The sequence below is a fragment of the Oceanobacillus sp. Castelsardo genome (assembly GCF_001659985.1).
GTDB lineage: Bacteria > Bacillota > Bacilli > Bacillales > Amphibacillaceae > Oceanobacillus.
In genome coordinates this window covers 301,388-317,848 of the sequence record NZ_LYCS01000001.1, presented here as the reverse complement: position 1 = coordinate 317,848, position 16,461 = coordinate 301,388, and the positions used below count along the sequence as shown (strand labels likewise).

The following is a 16,461-nucleotide window of genomic DNA, read 5'->3' as shown; positions in this document are numbered from 1 at the left end:
GTAGGGTAGGTATGTAATGTGAACCAATCATTTTTGCAGTGAGACAGTGTACCTGCCCCTTTGTCTTACTCGTTTGTGTGGGACTTTGGGGAAGGAAGGGGATTAATTTTATCTTAATGAGTATCAAGGATGATCCTTTACCATTTTTTAAAAGAAGGTCAAAAAAGAAGCGCACATAGAAATACAACATAAATAATCCAAATCACTCTGTAAATACTAACCAATATGCTATAGTTAAAAAAGCCTTGGAACAAATACAACGGCGTTACTATAAGAAAAGAGACGTGATAGCTTTGCTTGATTTTTTACAACTTGGTATTCGAAAAGAGATTAACCATACATTAAAGTCATTAGGAATTGTAACACCTACTTCCATCCAAGAACGGACGATTCCATCCGTGCTTGAGGGGAAGGATGTTATTGCAAAGGCACAAACAGGTACAGGGAAGACGTTAGCTTTTGTTCTTCCCATTATTGAAAAGATTGATGTCCACAAGCCAGATGTTCAAGCACTTATTTTAACTCCAACACGAGAATTGGCTCAGCAAATTTCAAAAGAAATCAAGAGAATGGTTGAAAACGTAGAAGGCATCAATACGTTAGCTGTGTACGGTGGTCAAGATGTGAACCGTCAATTAAAAAAATTAAAAGGAGCCAGGCATATTGTCGTTGCAACTCCAGGTCGGTTATTAGATCATATTCGCCGTGAAAGCCTGGATCTTTCAACAGTTCAGATGCTTGTGTTAGATGAAGCTGACCAAGTGTTACAGATGGGTTTTCTTCCAGAAGTAGATGACATCATTCATGAAACACTTTCTACGAGACAAACCATGCTATTCTCTGCGACCATCCCAAAAGAGGTTAAATCTATTGCCAAAAAATATATGAACGAGCCAGAATTCATTGAAGTGAAAGCGAAAAAGGTTACGGTTGAAGAAATTAAACAAGTTGTGATTGAAACAACGGATCGTAGAAAACAAGCAACGTTATTGCATTTAATCGAAGAACATCGCCCTTTTTTAGCAATCATATTCTGTCGAACAAAAATTCGTGCCAGAAAACTTCACGAAGCTTTGATTGCCAACGGGTACAATTCAGACGAGTTGCACGGTGATTTAACCCAGTCGAAACGTCAAAAAGCAATGAAACGTTTTCGTGAGGCGAAAACTCAGTTTCTAGTTGCAACAGACGTTGCTGCAAGGGGGCTTGATGTCGAAGGGGTGACCCATGTTTACAACTATGATATTCCACATGATGTGGAAAGTTATGTTCACCGGATTGGACGAACTGGCCGTGCAGGTGGCGATGGGGTTGCCTTTACTTTCATGGCTCCTAAGGATTTAGAGTTCCTACGTATGATTGAAAAAGGGATTCATCAAAGATTGGAAATACAAGTAATTAAAGGAGTCAGTATCCCTGATCGTGAGGATTATCAAAGAGTAAACCGCGAACAATTAAAAGAAGCAAAACGCTCTGAAGGTCGTAGAAGAGACGGAAGGAACGCTGCAACGCCTTCTTCCAGTAGAAGGCCTAATAAGAATCGGCCAAAAGGCAATTCAGGTACGAAAACAAGAGGTAGAAAACGTACTCGCTAAAGCGTGAAACATACGAAATGGAGCGCTTATCCTCAAATGCTCAAAAGTATTACCGCACAAGGGGCAGGTACCAAATTTAGGAGGTTATATCTATGTTACATAAACGAATGAAACAATACCTTTCATCATTGAGTGAAGAGCAACAAGCTGCACCCTCGATTGAAATATATCAAGAGGAAAAAGAGTATATGGAGAAACATGAATTAATTTCAAATGACATTACAGTAATAGAAAAAGATCCTACGACACGTTTCCTAGATGCGTCCATTGAAAGATGTGATAAAAATACAGAAGAAACGCTTTCTAATGAATCATACGTTTTTTTAAAGCACCCGATTGACTACCTTCAAAAACACAAGAATGAATTTCTATATTTAGAATCTACTTGGTTGGAACTAATCGGCGTTGATGCGATTACGTTGGAAATGAGTGATGTATTTGGAACATATGACGCCATGGTAGGATTGAAGCTACAGAAAAAGTTTGAAACATCTCTTAAAGAAAACTTAAGTAAAGAATTACATGGGGATGGAGCAAGATTTGAATTGATTTTTAATCAAACGGATGGCTTGTTTGACTTGAATTTTGCCTTGAATTATGTGAATGGATTTAAAGAAGAGATGTCATTAGAGGAAGCTTATCGATTAAGTTATCGATTTCTATTTAAACTAGTAGAGAGAGTGGAAGAAGGAATGTGAATTAACTGTTAAATAGAATTTCTTTCCTACATATGATAGCATTAACTTCTATACCGAAAGGGACGTGATGAAACATGATAAACATTAGCATACCTAATTCAGATATTACGATTACACAACGGAAACAAGTTCCGAAAGAAAATGAAGCCGTAATCAAAGATATTTATGGATTTATTGATTTCCATTTAATACCAAGAGATAAAGGCGGTATTTTCTTATTTTTTAATCAAAATGATGAGCTTCTTTTTGTTGGAAAAGCAAGGAAACTACGTCAAAGAATTAAAAAACATTTTGAAGATAATGTTTCACCTATTAAAAACCACAGAGACGAAGTAACTAAAATCGATATTTGTTTAGTAGAAGATCCAATGGAACGAGAAATTTATGAAACTTATATTGTTAATCAACTTCAGTCGAAATACAACGTTGATAAAGTATTTTATAGATAAAAAAGTTAATTACCATGGCAACACTTTTTACACAGCAGCTAATAAAAATGACAAGAGGAACTTAACGGTTCCTCTTTGTGTTTTTGGGTAAAAAATGACCAATACCGAATGTTTGGGCTTCAACATATGTAATTAATTTTAAATCATTTTGCTTACAACAATTGTGTCAATATTTGCAAGCAGTTGTATACATAACTTAATTTTTACTGACCCATTCATTTAATATGTGATTAAACTCGCTAGGCATTTGAACGGGCCAAATATGTTGGGCACCAGGAATTTCAGCTGTTATAGCTCCTTGTATAATTTGAGGAGCAACCTTTAGCGACTGTAAAATACCTTTCGATTCTTGACCACCTGCCACAAACATAATCGGACGCTTAATTACAGCATAAGATTCATCTAAACGAAAATCCATAATTTCATAACCAATCGCTTCATAATTTTCCCTTGTCAATAATTGATAGTTTCGAATGAATTCTTTCGTTTTATTTTCAGGTAAATGATAGTTCTTTTTAGCTAAGCGATAGAGATAGTCGTTGTTATTGAGCGACCGCTGAATTAAGCGTGATTGGATGGGCATAAGAAACTTAAAAGGCATAGGCTTTACGGTAATTCCACTGATAAAAGTACTTTTGACTTTTTGTGGATAATGTTTAGCGATTTCCAAAGCAACATGTCCCCCTAGGGAAACACCCACTATATGTGCGCTTTGGTCACCTATTACTTCTTCTGCAATTATTTGAGTCGTGGTCGCTAAATCAATCCAAGGAATATCTTCATTTTTACCGTGCCCAGGTAAATCCACTAAACATATTTGATAATCATTAAAGGCATCGATTTGCTGCCACCACATCCAAGAACTCGCTCCGATTCCATGAATAAAGATCATCATTTCTTTGTCATTATCCCCATGAATCTCATATTGCATCTCATATTCTCCTAACATCTCATAGTTAAGCATCCCATCTTAGTTTTTAGAACGAGGGTTGTGCTTTTTGGATTTTGGTATGGCCACGTATACATTCTCAGACACCCGTTCTTGTTTCGTTGCTTGAATGAGTAGGTCTACGCTTAAGTTTAATTCCACAAGTATGAGTAGGTCGTCTTTAATGACCGCCATATCACAGTCTTTAACCTCCCCGTACACTTCATATCCTTTACGCTTAAAATACTTGTTAATTGGTTCATACAAATCAATCTCTTTCATTTTCACTTTTTCCAATAATAGCACCGTCGAGTTTTGAAATACTAGATTTCATTCTATCATAGTCAAAGATAATTTCCCTATAAGCTGTGGAGTCTGATTGAATATAAAATGAAGTGTAAATAGTGGACTGACCCCAGTTTCCAGTTTTCATCCAAGATTCTAGTATTTGTGCTTCCGTCTACAATTGGTTAGCTTAAATATAAAAATTATCGTATGATAAACTTATATTACAGGTGGAATCTTCAGATAACCATTAAATACTATGGAATGCAAGGTTACCAACCTAAGTTTTTCACCAATATTCAACCAATTAAGCTTGGAGGTATTTTTATGAAAATAAATCGTAACAGTCATGTACCTATGTATAGGCAAATTGCTGACGACTTACAAAGAAAAATTCAGGAGCGTGTCTATGAAACTGGCGAACAGTTACCGACTGAGCCACTTCTGATGCAAGAATATCAGGTCAGCAGAATTACGATTAGGAAAGCTATAAATCTATTGACTGAGGATAGGTTAATCACAATACAACGTGGGAAAGGAATGTTCGTAAATGCTCCTACCATAGAAACGGATGTAATGAATGATGTGATGAATATTGATAATTTTAAAGGATTTTATGAAACATTAATAGATCAGGGAATAGATGTGCGGGTTAGATTCCTGGAATTCTCTGAACAAATACCACCAAAAAATATTGCTGAAATATTGAATAGTTCAACGGAAACCAAGCTTCGAACTATCGAGCGCATATTCTATATTAAAGATTTACCTATAGCGTACCACATTGTATATCTGTCACAGAATGTCGATGAGGTTCAACAGGAGATTATTGACAAGTTAGCAGAACAACCTTTAAGTAAACTTATTCAGGAGAAATTTCAAATAGAAGAGATTAGATGTTCTTTGGAAGTGAAGAAAACACCTAAGCATATAGCAGATCTTTTAAATATCCCGCCAGGATACCCACTTTTAACATTGTCTCGAACCTTTATAGAAAAATCTAAGCCATATATTGTGTCGCTTATGTACCTATCCTCTGATTCCTATCAATTTACGATAAAAAATAAGTCAGATGGAAGTTCCGCAAAATAACTTTATTTCATACACATCCAGGGATAAGAGCCTTGGTCTTTGTATAATATTCAGAACTATTATAATCTAAAAAATATTGGTAATGTATTGACAAGTGATTAAAGTTATATAATAATTATTGATAATACGTCATATGACGTATTATGAAGTTGTTTTAAAATGGGAACATTTTTTCCATAAGGAGGCCGGATGAAGAAAATGGCAGATATCGATAAAATAAAAGATGAATTAATTCATTTTATTTATGATGAGCTGTTATCATATGAGGAAAGACATGGTATTGACCCTGAAAAACGTATTCCTATGAAGCATATAAAATGGGTGAGGAAAAGGGCGAAGGAATTAGGTTTCTATGGGATTAATATGCCGAAAAAATATGGAGGACAGAATCTCAACCTGAAGGGGCTCTGCATTCTAAAGGAGGAATTGACAAGGTCTGGTGCTGTCCTATGGGGGCATGTGTTAGGGGAGCTAGGTGGACCTTTAAGAATCGGGAAAATGTTAGAAGTGTTTACAGAGGAACAAGTAAAGAAATACGCTATGCCGGTAATTCATGGAGAGGCCGGATGTTGCTTTGCTTTAACGGAACCAGGTGCAGGGTCGGATGCCCGTGCGATTAAGACAACCGCAATAAAAGATGGAGATCATTACATTCTCAGGGGCAAGAAACATTTTATTAGCGCCTCTCCGTATGCTGATTGGGCAATAGTAATTGCTAAAGAAATAGTTTGTGAAAATAATGAGGAGCGGATGACTGCATTTATCGTGGATAAACAAACAGAAGAAAAACCAGGATTTGAATTGGGGAAAATCCAAGTGCCAATTTCTGGTGAACACAGTACTGCAGAAATCCTTTTTAATGAATGTTGTGTACCAAGCTCAAATATTGTAGGTAATCCGGGAAAAGGGCTCCAATTGGGAATCGGTAGAATAAATGAAAATCGTGCCTCTTGGGGTGCTACGTACATTGGTGTGTCCCAAAGACTTTTAGATTTATCGATTGACTATGCAAAAGGAAGATCCCAATTTGGTCGTCCGATTGGGCAGTTTCAGGCAATTCAACATATGCTGGCGGATATGGCCACTGAAATTTATGCTGCGCGATGTATGCTATACAATGTCATTGATAAAATTGATAAGGGTGAAGATGTAAAAGCGGAGGCTTCCATGGTCAAGGTATTTGCTTCGGAAACATCCAATCGCGTTGCAGACAAAGCAATGCAGATCTTTGGTGGGAAGGGATTAATGCAAGGACACCCAGTAGAAAGATTGTATAGAAGCGTAAGGATGTTCAGAATTTTAACTGGAACATCGGAGATTCAAAGAAATACGATTGCTAAGGAATTACTAAAGGGATAAACCATTTGAAGCGAGAACAATTAAAAAAAGCTAATCTGTAATATTAATGCTTTTAGGAGGGAATTTCTTAATGGACAGTTTAACAAGCCAACAATTAATGTTCAATGGGATTAACAGATTTGATCATCAGCCTGCGATTACTTGTCTTGAAACAAATGAAACTATTACCTATAAGGAATTACGAAACAAGGTGGATCGAATAGCTGGTTATCTGTATGAGGCTGGTGCAAACGTTGGTACCAATATTGCTGTTTTAATCCCGAATAGTATTGAAAGCGTTTTATTCGGGCGTGCAGTGGGTCGATGTGGTGCCACTTTAATTCCATTAAATAATAAGCTAGGTGTTCGTGAAGTGGATTTTATTCTAAACAATGCAGAACCAGAAATAGTTGTTATGGCCACTGAGAAACATATAGAGCCTGTGCTTCATTATCTCAATGAAAACGAAGGGAAAATAGTTATCGGACTTCCAGGGCTCATTACTACGGATTATCCAGCTGAATTTCGTATATTTGATTGGAATCATACACCGGATGCTCCGATTGAATTCCCTACCGCCAGACCGGATGATTTGTCAAGAATAGCATATACCGGGGGAACAACAGGTACACCTAAGGGGGTTATGCATACCCAGAAAAGTGGAGTGGCTGAGATGGAGGCAGCTTGTATGGAATACCCATATGATGATCGGGATAAAGTGTTATTCTGTACACCTGTTGTACATTCTGCTGGTGTGCTTCTGAATCGTTCCCTATTAGCGGGTTGTCATGTCTATCTGTCTAGGTCTTTTAATCCAGCAAAGTTTTTACAAACGGTTCAAGACTTTGGTATTACAAGTACTTTTGTGGTCCCAACCATTATTTACCGATTAATTGATGAAGCTAAAAAAACAAACTACGATGTAAGCTCCTTACGTAATATAAATTACGGCTCATCTCCTATATCTACCGAACGTTTGAAAGAGGCTTTTGAAATATTTGGTCCAATTTTACGACAGCAGTATGGGATGACAGAATGTAGCATCCTAATTACTCGGCTAACTAAAAGCGATCATTTATGGGCCTTTAACCACAAACCTGATGTGTTAAGAAGTTGTGGTAAACCCTGTTTAATGACTCAAATTCGTCTTGTTGATAATGATGGTAACAGTAATAAATCCGTTAGACGCGGGGAGATTGTTGTTAAAGCACCCTACGTTTCCAATGGATACTATAAGAGGGAAGACCTCACAAAAGAAGCTTTTCGTAATGGATGGTTTTATACCGGTGATGTTGGTGAACTAGATGAATATGGATTTCTTCATATTGTTGAAAGAAAGAAAGATATGATTATTTCAGGGGGGCAAAATGTATATTCCGTTGAGGTAGAAAGAGTGATTAACCAGCACCCTGCTGTATCCATGAGTGCATGTATTGGTATCCCTCATTCTGATTGGGGAGAAGCAGTTTGTGTATTTGTTGTTCTTCGTGAGGGGGATACTTGTTCCAAAGAAGAACTTATTCAATTCTGTAAAGAACGGACATCCGCTTACATGATTCCGAAAGAAATCTACTTTGAAACATCCTTACCGCTTACAACAGTCGGTAAGATTGATAAGAAAAAGTTGAAAAAGCCATTTTGGGAGGGAGCGGAAAGGGAAGTACACTAAATTTAAATGGCGGAGGTCCCAATGAATTTTCTTATGGGAAAACTAATTAGAATGCAGACGCTTACACTTGGGGTTGTTTAACATATATAAACCGTACTACTGAATAAAGATACAGGGTTACTAGATTTTTAGATTTTAAATCCGATTGGGAGGGACGGTGTGATGAAAATGAACAAAATGAAAACGAACAATAAATCGGGCTATTTAGCAGAACATGCGGAGCGTTTTACAAAACGCGTAGAAAAAGTCCACGATGGGATATACTCAGCTATCGGCTATGGCCTGGCAAATTCTATTCTATTAGTTACAAATGAGGGAAATATTATCGTTGATACGACAGAAAGTATAGAAGCAGCGAAAGAGATAAGGACCGAGTTCAATAGAATTTCACCTCAACCGACAGCCGCAATAATTTACACACACGGACATACAGACCATATACGTGGAGCTTCTGTTTTTATGGACAAAGGGACGAAGGTATACGCGCATGCAAAGACAAAAGAGTTTTTTAATCAGCAATTTAACCAGCTGGACCCAATTCTGACAAGAAGGGGAGCGAGACAGTTTGGTGTTAGGGTTCCACGTAAATATATTCCTTCCAGCGGGTTAGGGCCATATCTTCAGGTGGACCGAAGTAAACCTCAGATAATATTGCCTACCGAGGAATTTAACGATTCCTTGGAATTGACTATTGGAGACCTGAAGTTAATGTTGGTTTCAGCACCAGGAGAAACAGATGACCAAATTTTTGTATGGTTACCTGAAAAAAAGGTTCTGCTTAGTGCTGATAATTATTATCCATGTTTCCCTAATTTATACACTATTCGTGGAACAACACCACGCCCTGTATATCAATGGATTGAATCATTGGATAAGATGAGGGATCTTCAAGCGGAATATTTAGTCCCAAGCCATACTGAGCCTGTTTATGGTTCCGAGCGAATTAATGAGCTACTTACGATGTACCGTGATGCCATTCAATATATTCATGATTCCGTTGTTCGGGGAATGAACCAGGGTAAGACACCAGATGAAATGGTCGAAGAAATCACCCTACCATCTCATCTCGCGGCTTATAAGGAATTACGTGAACTATATGGGGACGTGTCACAGTCAAACAGAGCCATCTATGACGGATACCTAGGCTGGTTTGATGGAAATGCCACAAATTTAGTCCCACTTAATTACAAAGTTAGAGCTAAGAAAATAATAGGGTTAGCAGGTGGCTATGAAAGAATGTTGCTGGAAGCTAGAAATGCATTAGATGAGGAGGAATATCAGTGGGCGGCTGAACTTTCTGATCTGTTACTGGCAGTTTCACCAGGGGACAGTGACATCTTATCTGTAAAATCCGAAGCATTATTCCAACTTGGATTAGCCTCCCAAAACTCAAATAACCGCTCCTATTATTTGTCACAGTCACTAGAGATTAAAGGGGATATTAACTATCATCCTCGTTCAAAAGAGGTTCAATTTGCCTATGCTAATTCCATGCCAATAGAACAATTCTTCTCGCAAATGGCGATTTTACTTGATCCGATTAAAAGCAAAAATGAAACTATTCATGTATGTGTAAAGATGATTGATTCAAACGTCACATACCAGGTTCATGTCCGTAGAGGTGTAGCCGAAGTGCGGGAGGGGGAACCGCAATCGTCTGAACTTGAGATTGGAACAACGGAAAAAGTGTGGAAAGAAATGATTATAGGAATAAGTGATGTTCAACAGGCTTTAAATGAAGGGAATATCCAATTGCAAGGGGATTATAATCTATTTAATAGATTTGTAAATCTCTTCCAATAATCATAGATTTTTGTTGATAGATATCGGTGGTCAAGATTGTTTTAACTGAAAATGAAGGGCTATAAAATAACAAGGTGTAATTAAATAATGAGGTGAAAAAATGAGGTTAAAATCATTTTATGTAGGCCTACTAGTAATGGTGCTGGCTTTATTTTTAGGAGCGTGTAATTCATCAAGTACAGCATCGAATGCAGGAAAATCTAAAGATGGAAATGAGGAACTTCCAAAGGATTATCCAAATAAGCCAATTGACGCCCTTGTCGGCTTTGCACCGGGTGGGGGACAGGATTTAATTATGAGAACAACAGGCGAAATTTTGAATAGTGAAGGGTTAATGGAACAGCCATTTGTTGTTGAAAATAAACCAGGTGCTGGTGGTGTTGTTGCCGCAAAAGAAGCTGCAAAGAAGAAAGATGACCCCTATTTACTACAGGTCATGCCTGAGTATGGTGCTGGTTGGATACCAGAATCTGGTATTAAGTTTACTGAATTTAAACCAATTGCTTCATTAGGAACTAGTGAAATATTTATTATCGTAAAAGCAGATTCACCATATAAAACCATTGATGATCTGTTTGAAGCGTTTAAAACAGATCATGATATGACGGTTGCTACGCTTGGTCCAATTGAAGGTGGTGAGGTATTCCGATGGGAGGAGCTTAGAAAAGAAGTTGGAATTGAAAAACTAAATTATGTTCCAAAAGGCGGAGCTGCTGAGGGACTAACGGCTGTATTAGGTGGGCAAGTCGACGCAACGTTTGCGGTACCCGCCGTAATAAAAGATTATATTAAGACTGGGGAAATTAGAGCGTTAGCAGTACTCTCAGATGAGAGGTCTGAAGTTTTACCCGATGTTCCTACGTTGAAAGAATCAGGAACAGACTACGAATACACTAGATTCGTTGGAATTTGGACCGGTGCAAATGTCTCTGATGCTGTAGTTAGCTATTGGGAAGATAAGTTGAAGAAGATGACGGAAACAGATGCATGGATGGAATTTCTGAAGAAGCGTGGATTAGCCCCCTACTTTAAAGGCACAAATGAATATACAGAGTTAATCATAGAAGAGGGTTCAAAATATGAAGCATATCTTAAAAGCCTTCAAAAATAAATTTTAATTGAAAAAAGGGAGTGGTAGGTACTTTGTGTGTCAAGCACTCCCTCTAAAAGCGACTCCTTGGAGGGAGGTATATTACGTTGCTGGAACGTTATTTTGTTTCTTTTTTACTTTTGGTTTCCGGCTTTTTACTTTTTATTTCTTTCAAATTGCCGTTATATACAACAAGCGGGTTAATAGGAGCAGGTTTTTTCCCTCGTATTATTTCAGCGATCTTATTAATTTTGGTTTGCTATTATTTCATAGCATTGATAAGAAAGAAATCCGAAAAACAAGAAGAAGGAGTCCCGAAAAGCATAGTAAATCAAATGAGTGGAGGTCAAGAAGTCTTTCGTAAAGATATCGTAATCAAGCAATGTATACTAATCATTTCGCTAATTGCATGTATTGCACTAACAGATGTGATCGGTATGCTGCCGATTATTGGTGTTTTTATGTTTGTGATGCTAACAGTTGTACAAAGATTCCCATGGGTTAAATCGCTTATTTTCACTGTTACAATTTTATTTATAATGTATGCTATTTTTGAGTTATGGTTAGGTCTTATATTGCCTAAAGGAATGTTCGAATAAACTTTAGTCGCGACGTATAGGAGGTGAGGGTATTGTTATCGGAACTACTAGATGGTTTTATGACAGTTATGTCAAGTCCAAATGCGATGATATGGTGCGTAGCCGGAGTAACCATGGGTACACTGATTGGAGCTTTACCGGGACTCGGCCCTATTACTGGGATTGCACTTCTTCTTCCGTTAACCTTTCAAATGGATCAATTAAGTGCTTTAATTTTATTAATGAGTATCTATTTGGGAACGATGTATGGGGGACGAATTAGTTCCATTTTAATTAATGTTCCAGGTGATGGTGGTGCCATTGTTACTACCTTTGATGGACATCCATTAGCAAGAAAAGGTAAAGCAGGTTACGCACTTACTTTAAGTGCGATTAGTTCATTTATTGGTGGACTTGTGGGATTTTTAGGTATGGTCTTTTTGACGAGCATATTAGCCGAACTTGCACTAATATTTGGTCCTACAGAATACTTCTCACTAATTTTATTTACATTAATTGCAGCTTGCGGCTTAACTCAAAAAAGGCCATTAAAGCCAATCATTGCTACTTTATTAGGTTTGTTAATTTCTGCAATTGCTACAGATCCTATAACTGGTACGCAACGTTTAACGTTTGGAATAGTAGAACTATGGGACGGTATTAATATAGCGGTCGTTGGTATCGGGCTTTTTGGAATTTCTGAAACACTTATTAGACTGGAAGAAAAGATTTCAAACAAAAAGGGTGAAAAGCTAACATTTTCTTCGTTATTCCCTAAAGTAAGTGAGGTTCTTAGTAACTTCGGGGCGATGATTAGGGGGTCTATTATTGGGTTTGTTATAGGTGTATTACCCGGGACTGGTGCACTTTTAGCAACGTTCATGTCTTATAGTACAGAAAAGAAGTTATCCAAAACCCCTGAAAAATTTGGTACAGGTGTCCCTCAAGGATTAAGTGGACCAGAAGCTGCAAACAATGCATCCGTAGGTGGTGCGCTGATTCCGACTTTTGCACTAGGGATTCCCGGATCAGCAGCAACAGCTGTCTTGTTGGGTGGGCTGATGATGGTAGGATTGCAGCCCGGACCATTATTGTTCGAAAACTCATCCGATGTAGTATGGGCATCATTTGCCGGTTTTTTCATTGCTAATATTTTGTTGTTAATTCTGAATACAGCTTTTGTTCCTGCTTTTGCCATACTTATTCAAAAAGCTGAACCATTTTTAGTTCCAATCATTGCGGCCTTTTGTTTCATTGGTGTATACATGATAAACCACCGTCTTTTTGATATTGGAATTATGATTGTGTTTGGTATTTTAGGTTATTTTATGAGAAAAGCGAACTTTCCATTGGCCCCGTTCTTTTTTGCTTTTATTTTAGGATCTATGCTTGAGCAAAATCTACGTGAAGCACTATTAACGTCTACAGGTGATTTATCGGTATTTTTCACTAGACCAATATCACTATTTTTCATCATCATATCAATTATGATTTTATTAATGCCAATTCTGAGAAAGTTGAAATTAAAGCGCTAACATAAGGATTCGTGTTATGGGGTCTGTCCTAAGCCATACTACACTTTAGCATGGTAGGGGACAGGCCATTTTCATTATTGTATAAATATCTATATGTCTTCAAACCCCCACTAACTCTTCTTAATTGGGAATGCCCATCATTTCTATCAAAGATACCGTTTTACTAACACTTTATCAAGATAAGGGGGGGCTTTTACCCAGATTATAATAGACGGTTAACCAAATCAGGAATGAGAATAGTTGATCTGATTCATTTTATAATAGCCCCTAGTTCTCCATGATGTTTCAATCACATAGGGAATTGGTTAAAATGACCATAAAGGAGGTTTTCATATGGGTTCAATCTCGATACTAGGTACAATCGTTATTCTTACTGGGTGGTTTGCGCTTATTGAATACGACCTATTTTCTGAATCTGAACGCACAAAGATTTTGGAACGAATTAAAGGAAGTCCGGTTGCTATCATTGTGATCGCTTTAATGCCTGTTGGGATCCTCATCAATATGTTAGGAAGCTTTATCAGCTCTCTTTGGATGGTCATCATTGGGGCAACAATGATATTTGTACAAAGCATCATCGTTTCCCTTTTGTTCTGGAGGCGAAAACGCTGGAAAAGTATTGTGCTGCTTATTACGATGATTCTACTAGGAATTTTACTCTACATGCCATTTTTCATTCACTCAAGTTGATGTTGTTTTATTGTATTTAGGTAAAAATTCTTTCTTCAAGGAACTAGAGGCCATAGCCTAATAAGTAGAAGGGTGTCGTTCTGAGCATAAATAGATGGTCAGCCGTGCTGTTTGGAGCAAGGGGGAACGGTTCTAATGCTTCCATTTCTGTTGGAAGTATTAGAACCGTCCTTGTGTTTTATAACAGAGTCTTGTCTATCATTTTCTGATAAACGAATATGATTAAACGAAAAATTTATTTAAACAGTTTAGGCTTCTTTTTCTGTAGTAATTATTTTCCTTTTTTCTAAACTGGTTATTGACAAAATTGCAAAACTGTTATATATTATCACCATAAAGTTATTTCTGTTATATAACAAATAGGAGGGGAAAATAATGGAAAATATGTGTGTTGTAGCATACCGTGGTTACTTGTCAATTTGTGAAAGATATGGCATGAAGTCAGTTAGCTTTTATCAGTTTATAGGGCAATTAACAGAAGAACAAATCAAAGCGTATAGTAAGTTGGCAAATTAAGAAAAGGACGTGTTGAAAACGGAACTTCCAGTAGAATCAGAAGTCGAAGTCAAATAAACCCCTACTTGTAATGTATGAATACAAGTGGGGGTTTTTAGGTGGAGTAAGGGAAGCATGGGGATGGAGCGCTTTTATTTACGGTAATACTCCACCAGCTTAGGGTATTGCTTTAATTCCTTTTTTCCCTTTTCACTTAGTACATAAATTCCTCGTTTCACCCGAATAAACCAACCATAATAGTTTTTACTTAATATCGATTGTGTTTTCTTGCCTGTTCCCATTTGCGATAACTGCTTAGGGGATAGTTCCCCGTGTTCTTCTAGGTAACTAGCGATTTGGATGCAGTTTTCCCGGTAAGCAGTCATAATCTGTTTTCTGCTAGAACCACCAATATTATAGTCCGCACTTCGACCATTTATTTCTTTCATGATTGCTTGTCTGAGGTATTTGGCTTTCCCCATGCTAATCGGACGGTGAAAAGGGGTTGGCTCTATCATAATTTCCACTCGTTTTTGCTTTTCTGTAAATGAAACGAGAATTAACCCTAACTCTAATCTCTGTATGAGGTGGCACGTGTCTCGCCATTTTTTGGAACGAGGGTTGTACTTTTTTGGTTTCGGTATGGCCACATATACATTCTCAGACACCCGTTGTCGTTTCGTTGCTTGAATGAGTAGGTCTACGCTTAAGTTTAGTTTTAATTCCACAAGAATGAGTAGGTCGTCTTTAATGACTGCCATATCACAGTCCTTAACCTCTCCGTACACTTCGTATCCTTTACGCTTAAAATACTTGTTAATTGGTTCATACAAATCAATCTCTTGCATTTTCACTTTTCCCAAAAATAGCACCGTCCAGTTTTGAAATACTAGATTCAATTCTATCATATTCAACGATTTACGGTTATGTCTAATGTGTCTTGAAAAGGTGTGCTTATTTTTATATCTAATTTTAGCTGAAAAAATCAGCCATTGTTCCCTTGTACAAGAATGGCACCTGTTTTTGGAAGAACGTTCCCTGAATGTTATTACGTGAAAATACCTTCGTTCAAGGTTTAATCTCTATCTTTATTATCTTTCCTAAAAAAATTTGAAACAATTAATAAAACTACCCCAATTATAATTAAAGGCATTGCTATTATGGAAAGGGGATCTGGTGTATCTTCAACTAACTCAAATGCAATGCCAAATGCGCTAATATATGTTCCGGTGTAATATAACAATCTACCTGTTTTATTATGTTTTTTCATAAAAAGTCACCCATCCCCATTTAAATCATTCCATATCATATAGGTCTTTTACACGTATTTCATCCGTTCTATCCTTATAGTGTATAGTTACTTTATCATCGTGCCCATGGTTTGAAACTATTTCAGAACAGGATAGACTCCACCAATTTTTCGTACTTCCTACTGAAACCAACCAATCTATTTACAATAAATTTCAGCTATGATAACATATCCAATATCCCAATCATCCTACAAATTTGGAGTGTGTGAAATGCTGAAAAAAACAAATCGAGTATCCTTAGTGGATCAAGTTGTTTCCCAAATCGAACATTTAATTGAAGGCGGGCAGTGGCCCATTGGTGAAAAACTACCACCAGAAATGGAGCTAATGGAGGAGTTTGGTGTTAGCCGTAATACATTAAGAGAGGCGATTCACGCTTTAGTGCATGCGGGTTTGTTGGAAACCAAACAAGGAAGCGGGACGGTTGTTCGTTCATCAAGCGCGTTGGAAGCCGCCTTTAATCGCCATATCGAAAAATCCAATTTAATCGAGACGCTCGAAGTACGATTGGCTTTAGAGCGTGAGGCAGCCGAGATGGCCGCTAAACATAGAACAGATGAGGATGTAAAGGAAATAGAGGAGTGTATGGCACAATGCCAGGATGCAGCTAAAAAAGATGACATAGAAGAATTCGTCAAAGCGGATATTACATTCCACCAAGCGATTGTAAAAGCGACCAATAATCAACTACTACAGGACTTATATGAGTATATGACAGACCCTTTATATTCCTCCATTCATGACATCATGATCATGGACATCCCATTCGATTATGACAAAGAAATTCACCATGAATTAGTCCGAGCGATTCGAGAACAGGACGTCGAAGGGGCTAAAAAGTACGTGAATGAATATATTCATGCGTTCAAACAACGATTGTAGGCATTAATTTTTTAAAAAGATACG

17 protein-coding genes are annotated in these 16,461 nt (G+C 37.5%); 13 read left to right on the top strand and 4 right to left on the bottom strand.

Translation table 11 applies throughout. The annotated features are described in order from the left end of the window. Positions 1-293: 293 nt before the first annotated feature. The 3 genes from A9178_RS01595 to A9178_RS01585 all read left to right on the top strand — a co-directional run bounded on the left by A9178_RS01595 (position 294) and on the right by A9178_RS01585 (position 2,742). On the top strand, positions 294-1,595 hold the full coding sequence (locus A9178_RS01595; protein WP_068672165.1) for a DEAD/DEAH box helicase: 1,302 nt from the start codon (positions 294-296) through the stop codon (positions 1,593-1,595). A gap of 92 nt (positions 1,596-1,687) precedes the next feature. Next, the gene (locus A9178_RS01590) at positions 1,688-2,293 is read left to right on the top strand and encodes a branched-chain amino acid aminotransferase (RefSeq protein WP_068672164.1); all 606 of its coding nucleotides are present in this window, start codon (positions 1,688-1,690) and stop codon (positions 2,291-2,293) included. A gap of 74 nt (positions 2,294-2,367) precedes the next feature. After that, positions 2,368-2,742: a nucleotide excision repair endonuclease gene (locus A9178_RS01585; RefSeq protein WP_068672163.1), complete on the top strand. Its 375-nt coding sequence runs from the start codon at positions 2,368-2,370 to the stop codon at positions 2,740-2,742. A 196-nt stretch (positions 2,743-2,938) separates the two neighbouring features. Here A9178_RS01585 and A9178_RS01580 read toward each other — a convergent pair whose 3' ends face one another. Together A9178_RS01580 and A9178_RS01575 are read right to left on the bottom strand one after the other, a co-directional pair. Beyond that, a complete protein-coding gene (locus A9178_RS01580; protein ID WP_068672162.1) occupies positions 2,939-3,673 on the bottom strand; it encodes an alpha/beta fold hydrolase in 735 nt (244 codons plus the stop codon). Positions 3,674-3,712: 39 nt separating this feature from the next. Further along, positions 3,713-3,952: a hypothetical protein gene (locus tag A9178_RS01575; RefSeq protein ID WP_197482137.1), complete on the bottom strand. Its 240-nt coding sequence runs from the start codon at positions 3,950-3,952 to the stop codon at positions 3,713-3,715. 330 nt (positions 3,953-4,282) lie between these two features. Here A9178_RS01575 and A9178_RS01570 point away from each other — a divergent pair, with 330 nt between their 5' ends. The 9 genes from A9178_RS01570 (at position 4,283) to A9178_RS19095 (ending at position 14,266) form a co-directional block, all read left to right on the top strand. Further along, positions 4,283-5,047: a GntR family transcriptional regulator gene (locus A9178_RS01570; RefSeq protein WP_197482136.1), complete on the top strand. Its 765-nt coding sequence runs from the start codon at positions 4,283-4,285 to the stop codon at positions 5,045-5,047. A 198-nt stretch (positions 5,048-5,245) separates the two neighbouring features. Next, complete coding sequence (locus A9178_RS01565) at positions 5,246-6,406, top strand: acyl-CoA dehydrogenase family protein (RefSeq protein WP_197482135.1); 1,161 nt, start codon at positions 5,246-5,248, stop codon at positions 6,404-6,406. A 70-nt stretch (positions 6,407-6,476) separates the two neighbouring features. Then, positions 6,477-8,054 carry a class I adenylate-forming enzyme family protein gene (locus A9178_RS01560; RefSeq protein WP_068672159.1) on the top strand — a complete coding sequence of 526 codons (1,578 nt, stop codon included), beginning with the start codon at positions 6,477-6,479 and terminating at the stop codon, positions 8,052-8,054. A gap of 162 nt (positions 8,055-8,216) precedes the next feature. Then, positions 8,217-9,857 carry an alkyl sulfatase dimerization domain-containing protein gene (locus A9178_RS01555; RefSeq protein ID WP_068672158.1) on the top strand — a complete coding sequence of 547 codons (1,641 nt, stop codon included), beginning with the start codon at positions 8,217-8,219 and terminating at the stop codon, positions 9,855-9,857. A 100-nt stretch (positions 9,858-9,957) separates the two neighbouring features. Then, the gene (locus A9178_RS01550; protein ID WP_068672157.1) at positions 9,958-10,968 is read left to right on the top strand and encodes a tripartite tricarboxylate transporter substrate binding protein; all 1,011 of its coding nucleotides are present in this window, start codon (positions 9,958-9,960) and stop codon (positions 10,966-10,968) included. An 86-nt stretch (positions 10,969-11,054) separates the two neighbouring features. Further along, positions 11,055-11,546 carry a tripartite tricarboxylate transporter TctB family protein gene (locus tag A9178_RS01545; RefSeq protein WP_068672156.1) on the top strand — a complete coding sequence of 164 codons (492 nt, stop codon included), beginning with the start codon at positions 11,055-11,057 and terminating at the stop codon, positions 11,544-11,546. A gap of 32 nt (positions 11,547-11,578) precedes the next feature. Beyond that, the gene (locus A9178_RS01540) at positions 11,579-13,060 is read left to right on the top strand and encodes a tripartite tricarboxylate transporter permease (protein WP_082918050.1); all 1,482 of its coding nucleotides are present in this window, start codon (positions 11,579-11,581) and stop codon (positions 13,058-13,060) included. 333 nt (positions 13,061-13,393) lie between these two features. After that, entirely contained in the window at positions 13,394-13,750 is a 357-nt protein-coding gene (locus A9178_RS01535) for a hypothetical protein (RefSeq protein ID WP_068672155.1), read from the top strand. A gap of 375 nt (positions 13,751-14,125) precedes the next feature. After that, entirely contained in the window at positions 14,126-14,266 is a 141-nt protein-coding gene (locus A9178_RS19095; protein ID WP_197482134.1) for a hypothetical protein, read from the top strand. Between the two features lie 131 nt (positions 14,267-14,397). Here A9178_RS19095 and A9178_RS01530 read toward each other — a convergent pair whose 3' ends face one another. Then, entirely contained in the window at positions 14,398-15,099 is a 702-nt protein-coding gene (locus tag A9178_RS01530) for a DUF2161 domain-containing phosphodiesterase (protein ID WP_231889787.1), read from the bottom strand. 221 nt (positions 15,100-15,320) lie between these two features. Further along, the gene (locus A9178_RS01525) at positions 15,321-15,515 is read right to left on the bottom strand and encodes a hypothetical protein (protein ID WP_068672153.1); all 195 of its coding nucleotides are present in this window, start codon (positions 15,513-15,515) and stop codon (positions 15,321-15,323) included. A 250-nt stretch (positions 15,516-15,765) separates the two neighbouring features. Between A9178_RS01525 and A9178_RS01520 the strand changes: the two genes are divergently transcribed. After that, positions 15,766-16,437 (top strand): FadR/GntR family transcriptional regulator, encoded by a 672-nt coding sequence (locus A9178_RS01520; protein WP_068672152.1) that lies wholly within the window; start codon positions 15,766-15,768, stop codon positions 16,435-16,437. The last annotated feature ends 24 nt before the right edge of the window (positions 16,438-16,461 follow it).

Excerpts from the sequence above, each read along its gene's own strand:
- A9178_RS01525 (WP_068672153.1), bottom strand. The coding sequence starts at position 15,515 with ATGAAAAAACATAATAAAACAGGTAGATTGTTATATTACACCGGAACA.
- A9178_RS01590 (WP_068672164.1), top strand. The coding sequence starts at position 1,688 with ATGTTACATAAACGAATGAAACAATACCTTTCATCATTGAGTGAAGAG.
- A9178_RS01535 (WP_068672155.1), top strand. The coding sequence starts at position 13,394 with ATGGGTTCAATCTCGATACTAGGTACAATCGTTATTCTTACTGGGTGG.
- A9178_RS01570 (WP_197482136.1), top strand. The coding sequence starts at position 4,283 with ATGAAAATAAATCGTAACAGTCATGTACCTATGTATAGGCAAATTGCT.
- A9178_RS01550 (WP_068672157.1), top strand. The coding sequence starts at position 9,958 with ATGAGGTTAAAATCATTTTATGTAGGCCTACTAGTAATGGTGCTGGCT.
- A9178_RS01555 (WP_068672158.1), top strand. The coding sequence starts at position 8,217 with ATGAAAATGAACAAAATGAAAACGAACAATAAATCGGGCTATTTAGCA.
- A9178_RS01580 (WP_068672162.1), bottom strand. The coding sequence starts at position 3,673 with ATGCAATATGAGATTCATGGGGATAATGACAAAGAAATGATGATCTTT.
- A9178_RS01585 (WP_068672163.1), top strand. The coding sequence starts at position 2,368 with ATGATAAACATTAGCATACCTAATTCAGATATTACGATTACACAACGG.
- A9178_RS01565 (WP_197482135.1), top strand. The coding sequence starts at position 5,246 with ATGGCAGATATCGATAAAATAAAAGATGAATTAATTCATTTTATTTAT.
- A9178_RS01520 (WP_068672152.1), top strand. The coding sequence starts at position 15,766 with ATGCTGAAAAAAACAAATCGAGTATCCTTAGTGGATCAAGTTGTTTCC.
- A9178_RS01560 (WP_068672159.1), top strand. The coding sequence starts at position 6,477 with ATGGACAGTTTAACAAGCCAACAATTAATGTTCAATGGGATTAACAGA.
- A9178_RS01575 (WP_197482137.1), bottom strand. The coding sequence starts at position 3,952 with ATGAAAGAGATTGATTTGTATGAACCAATTAACAAGTATTTTAAGCGT.
- A9178_RS19095 (WP_197482134.1), top strand. The coding sequence starts at position 14,126 with ATGGAAAATATGTGTGTTGTAGCATACCGTGGTTACTTGTCAATTTGT.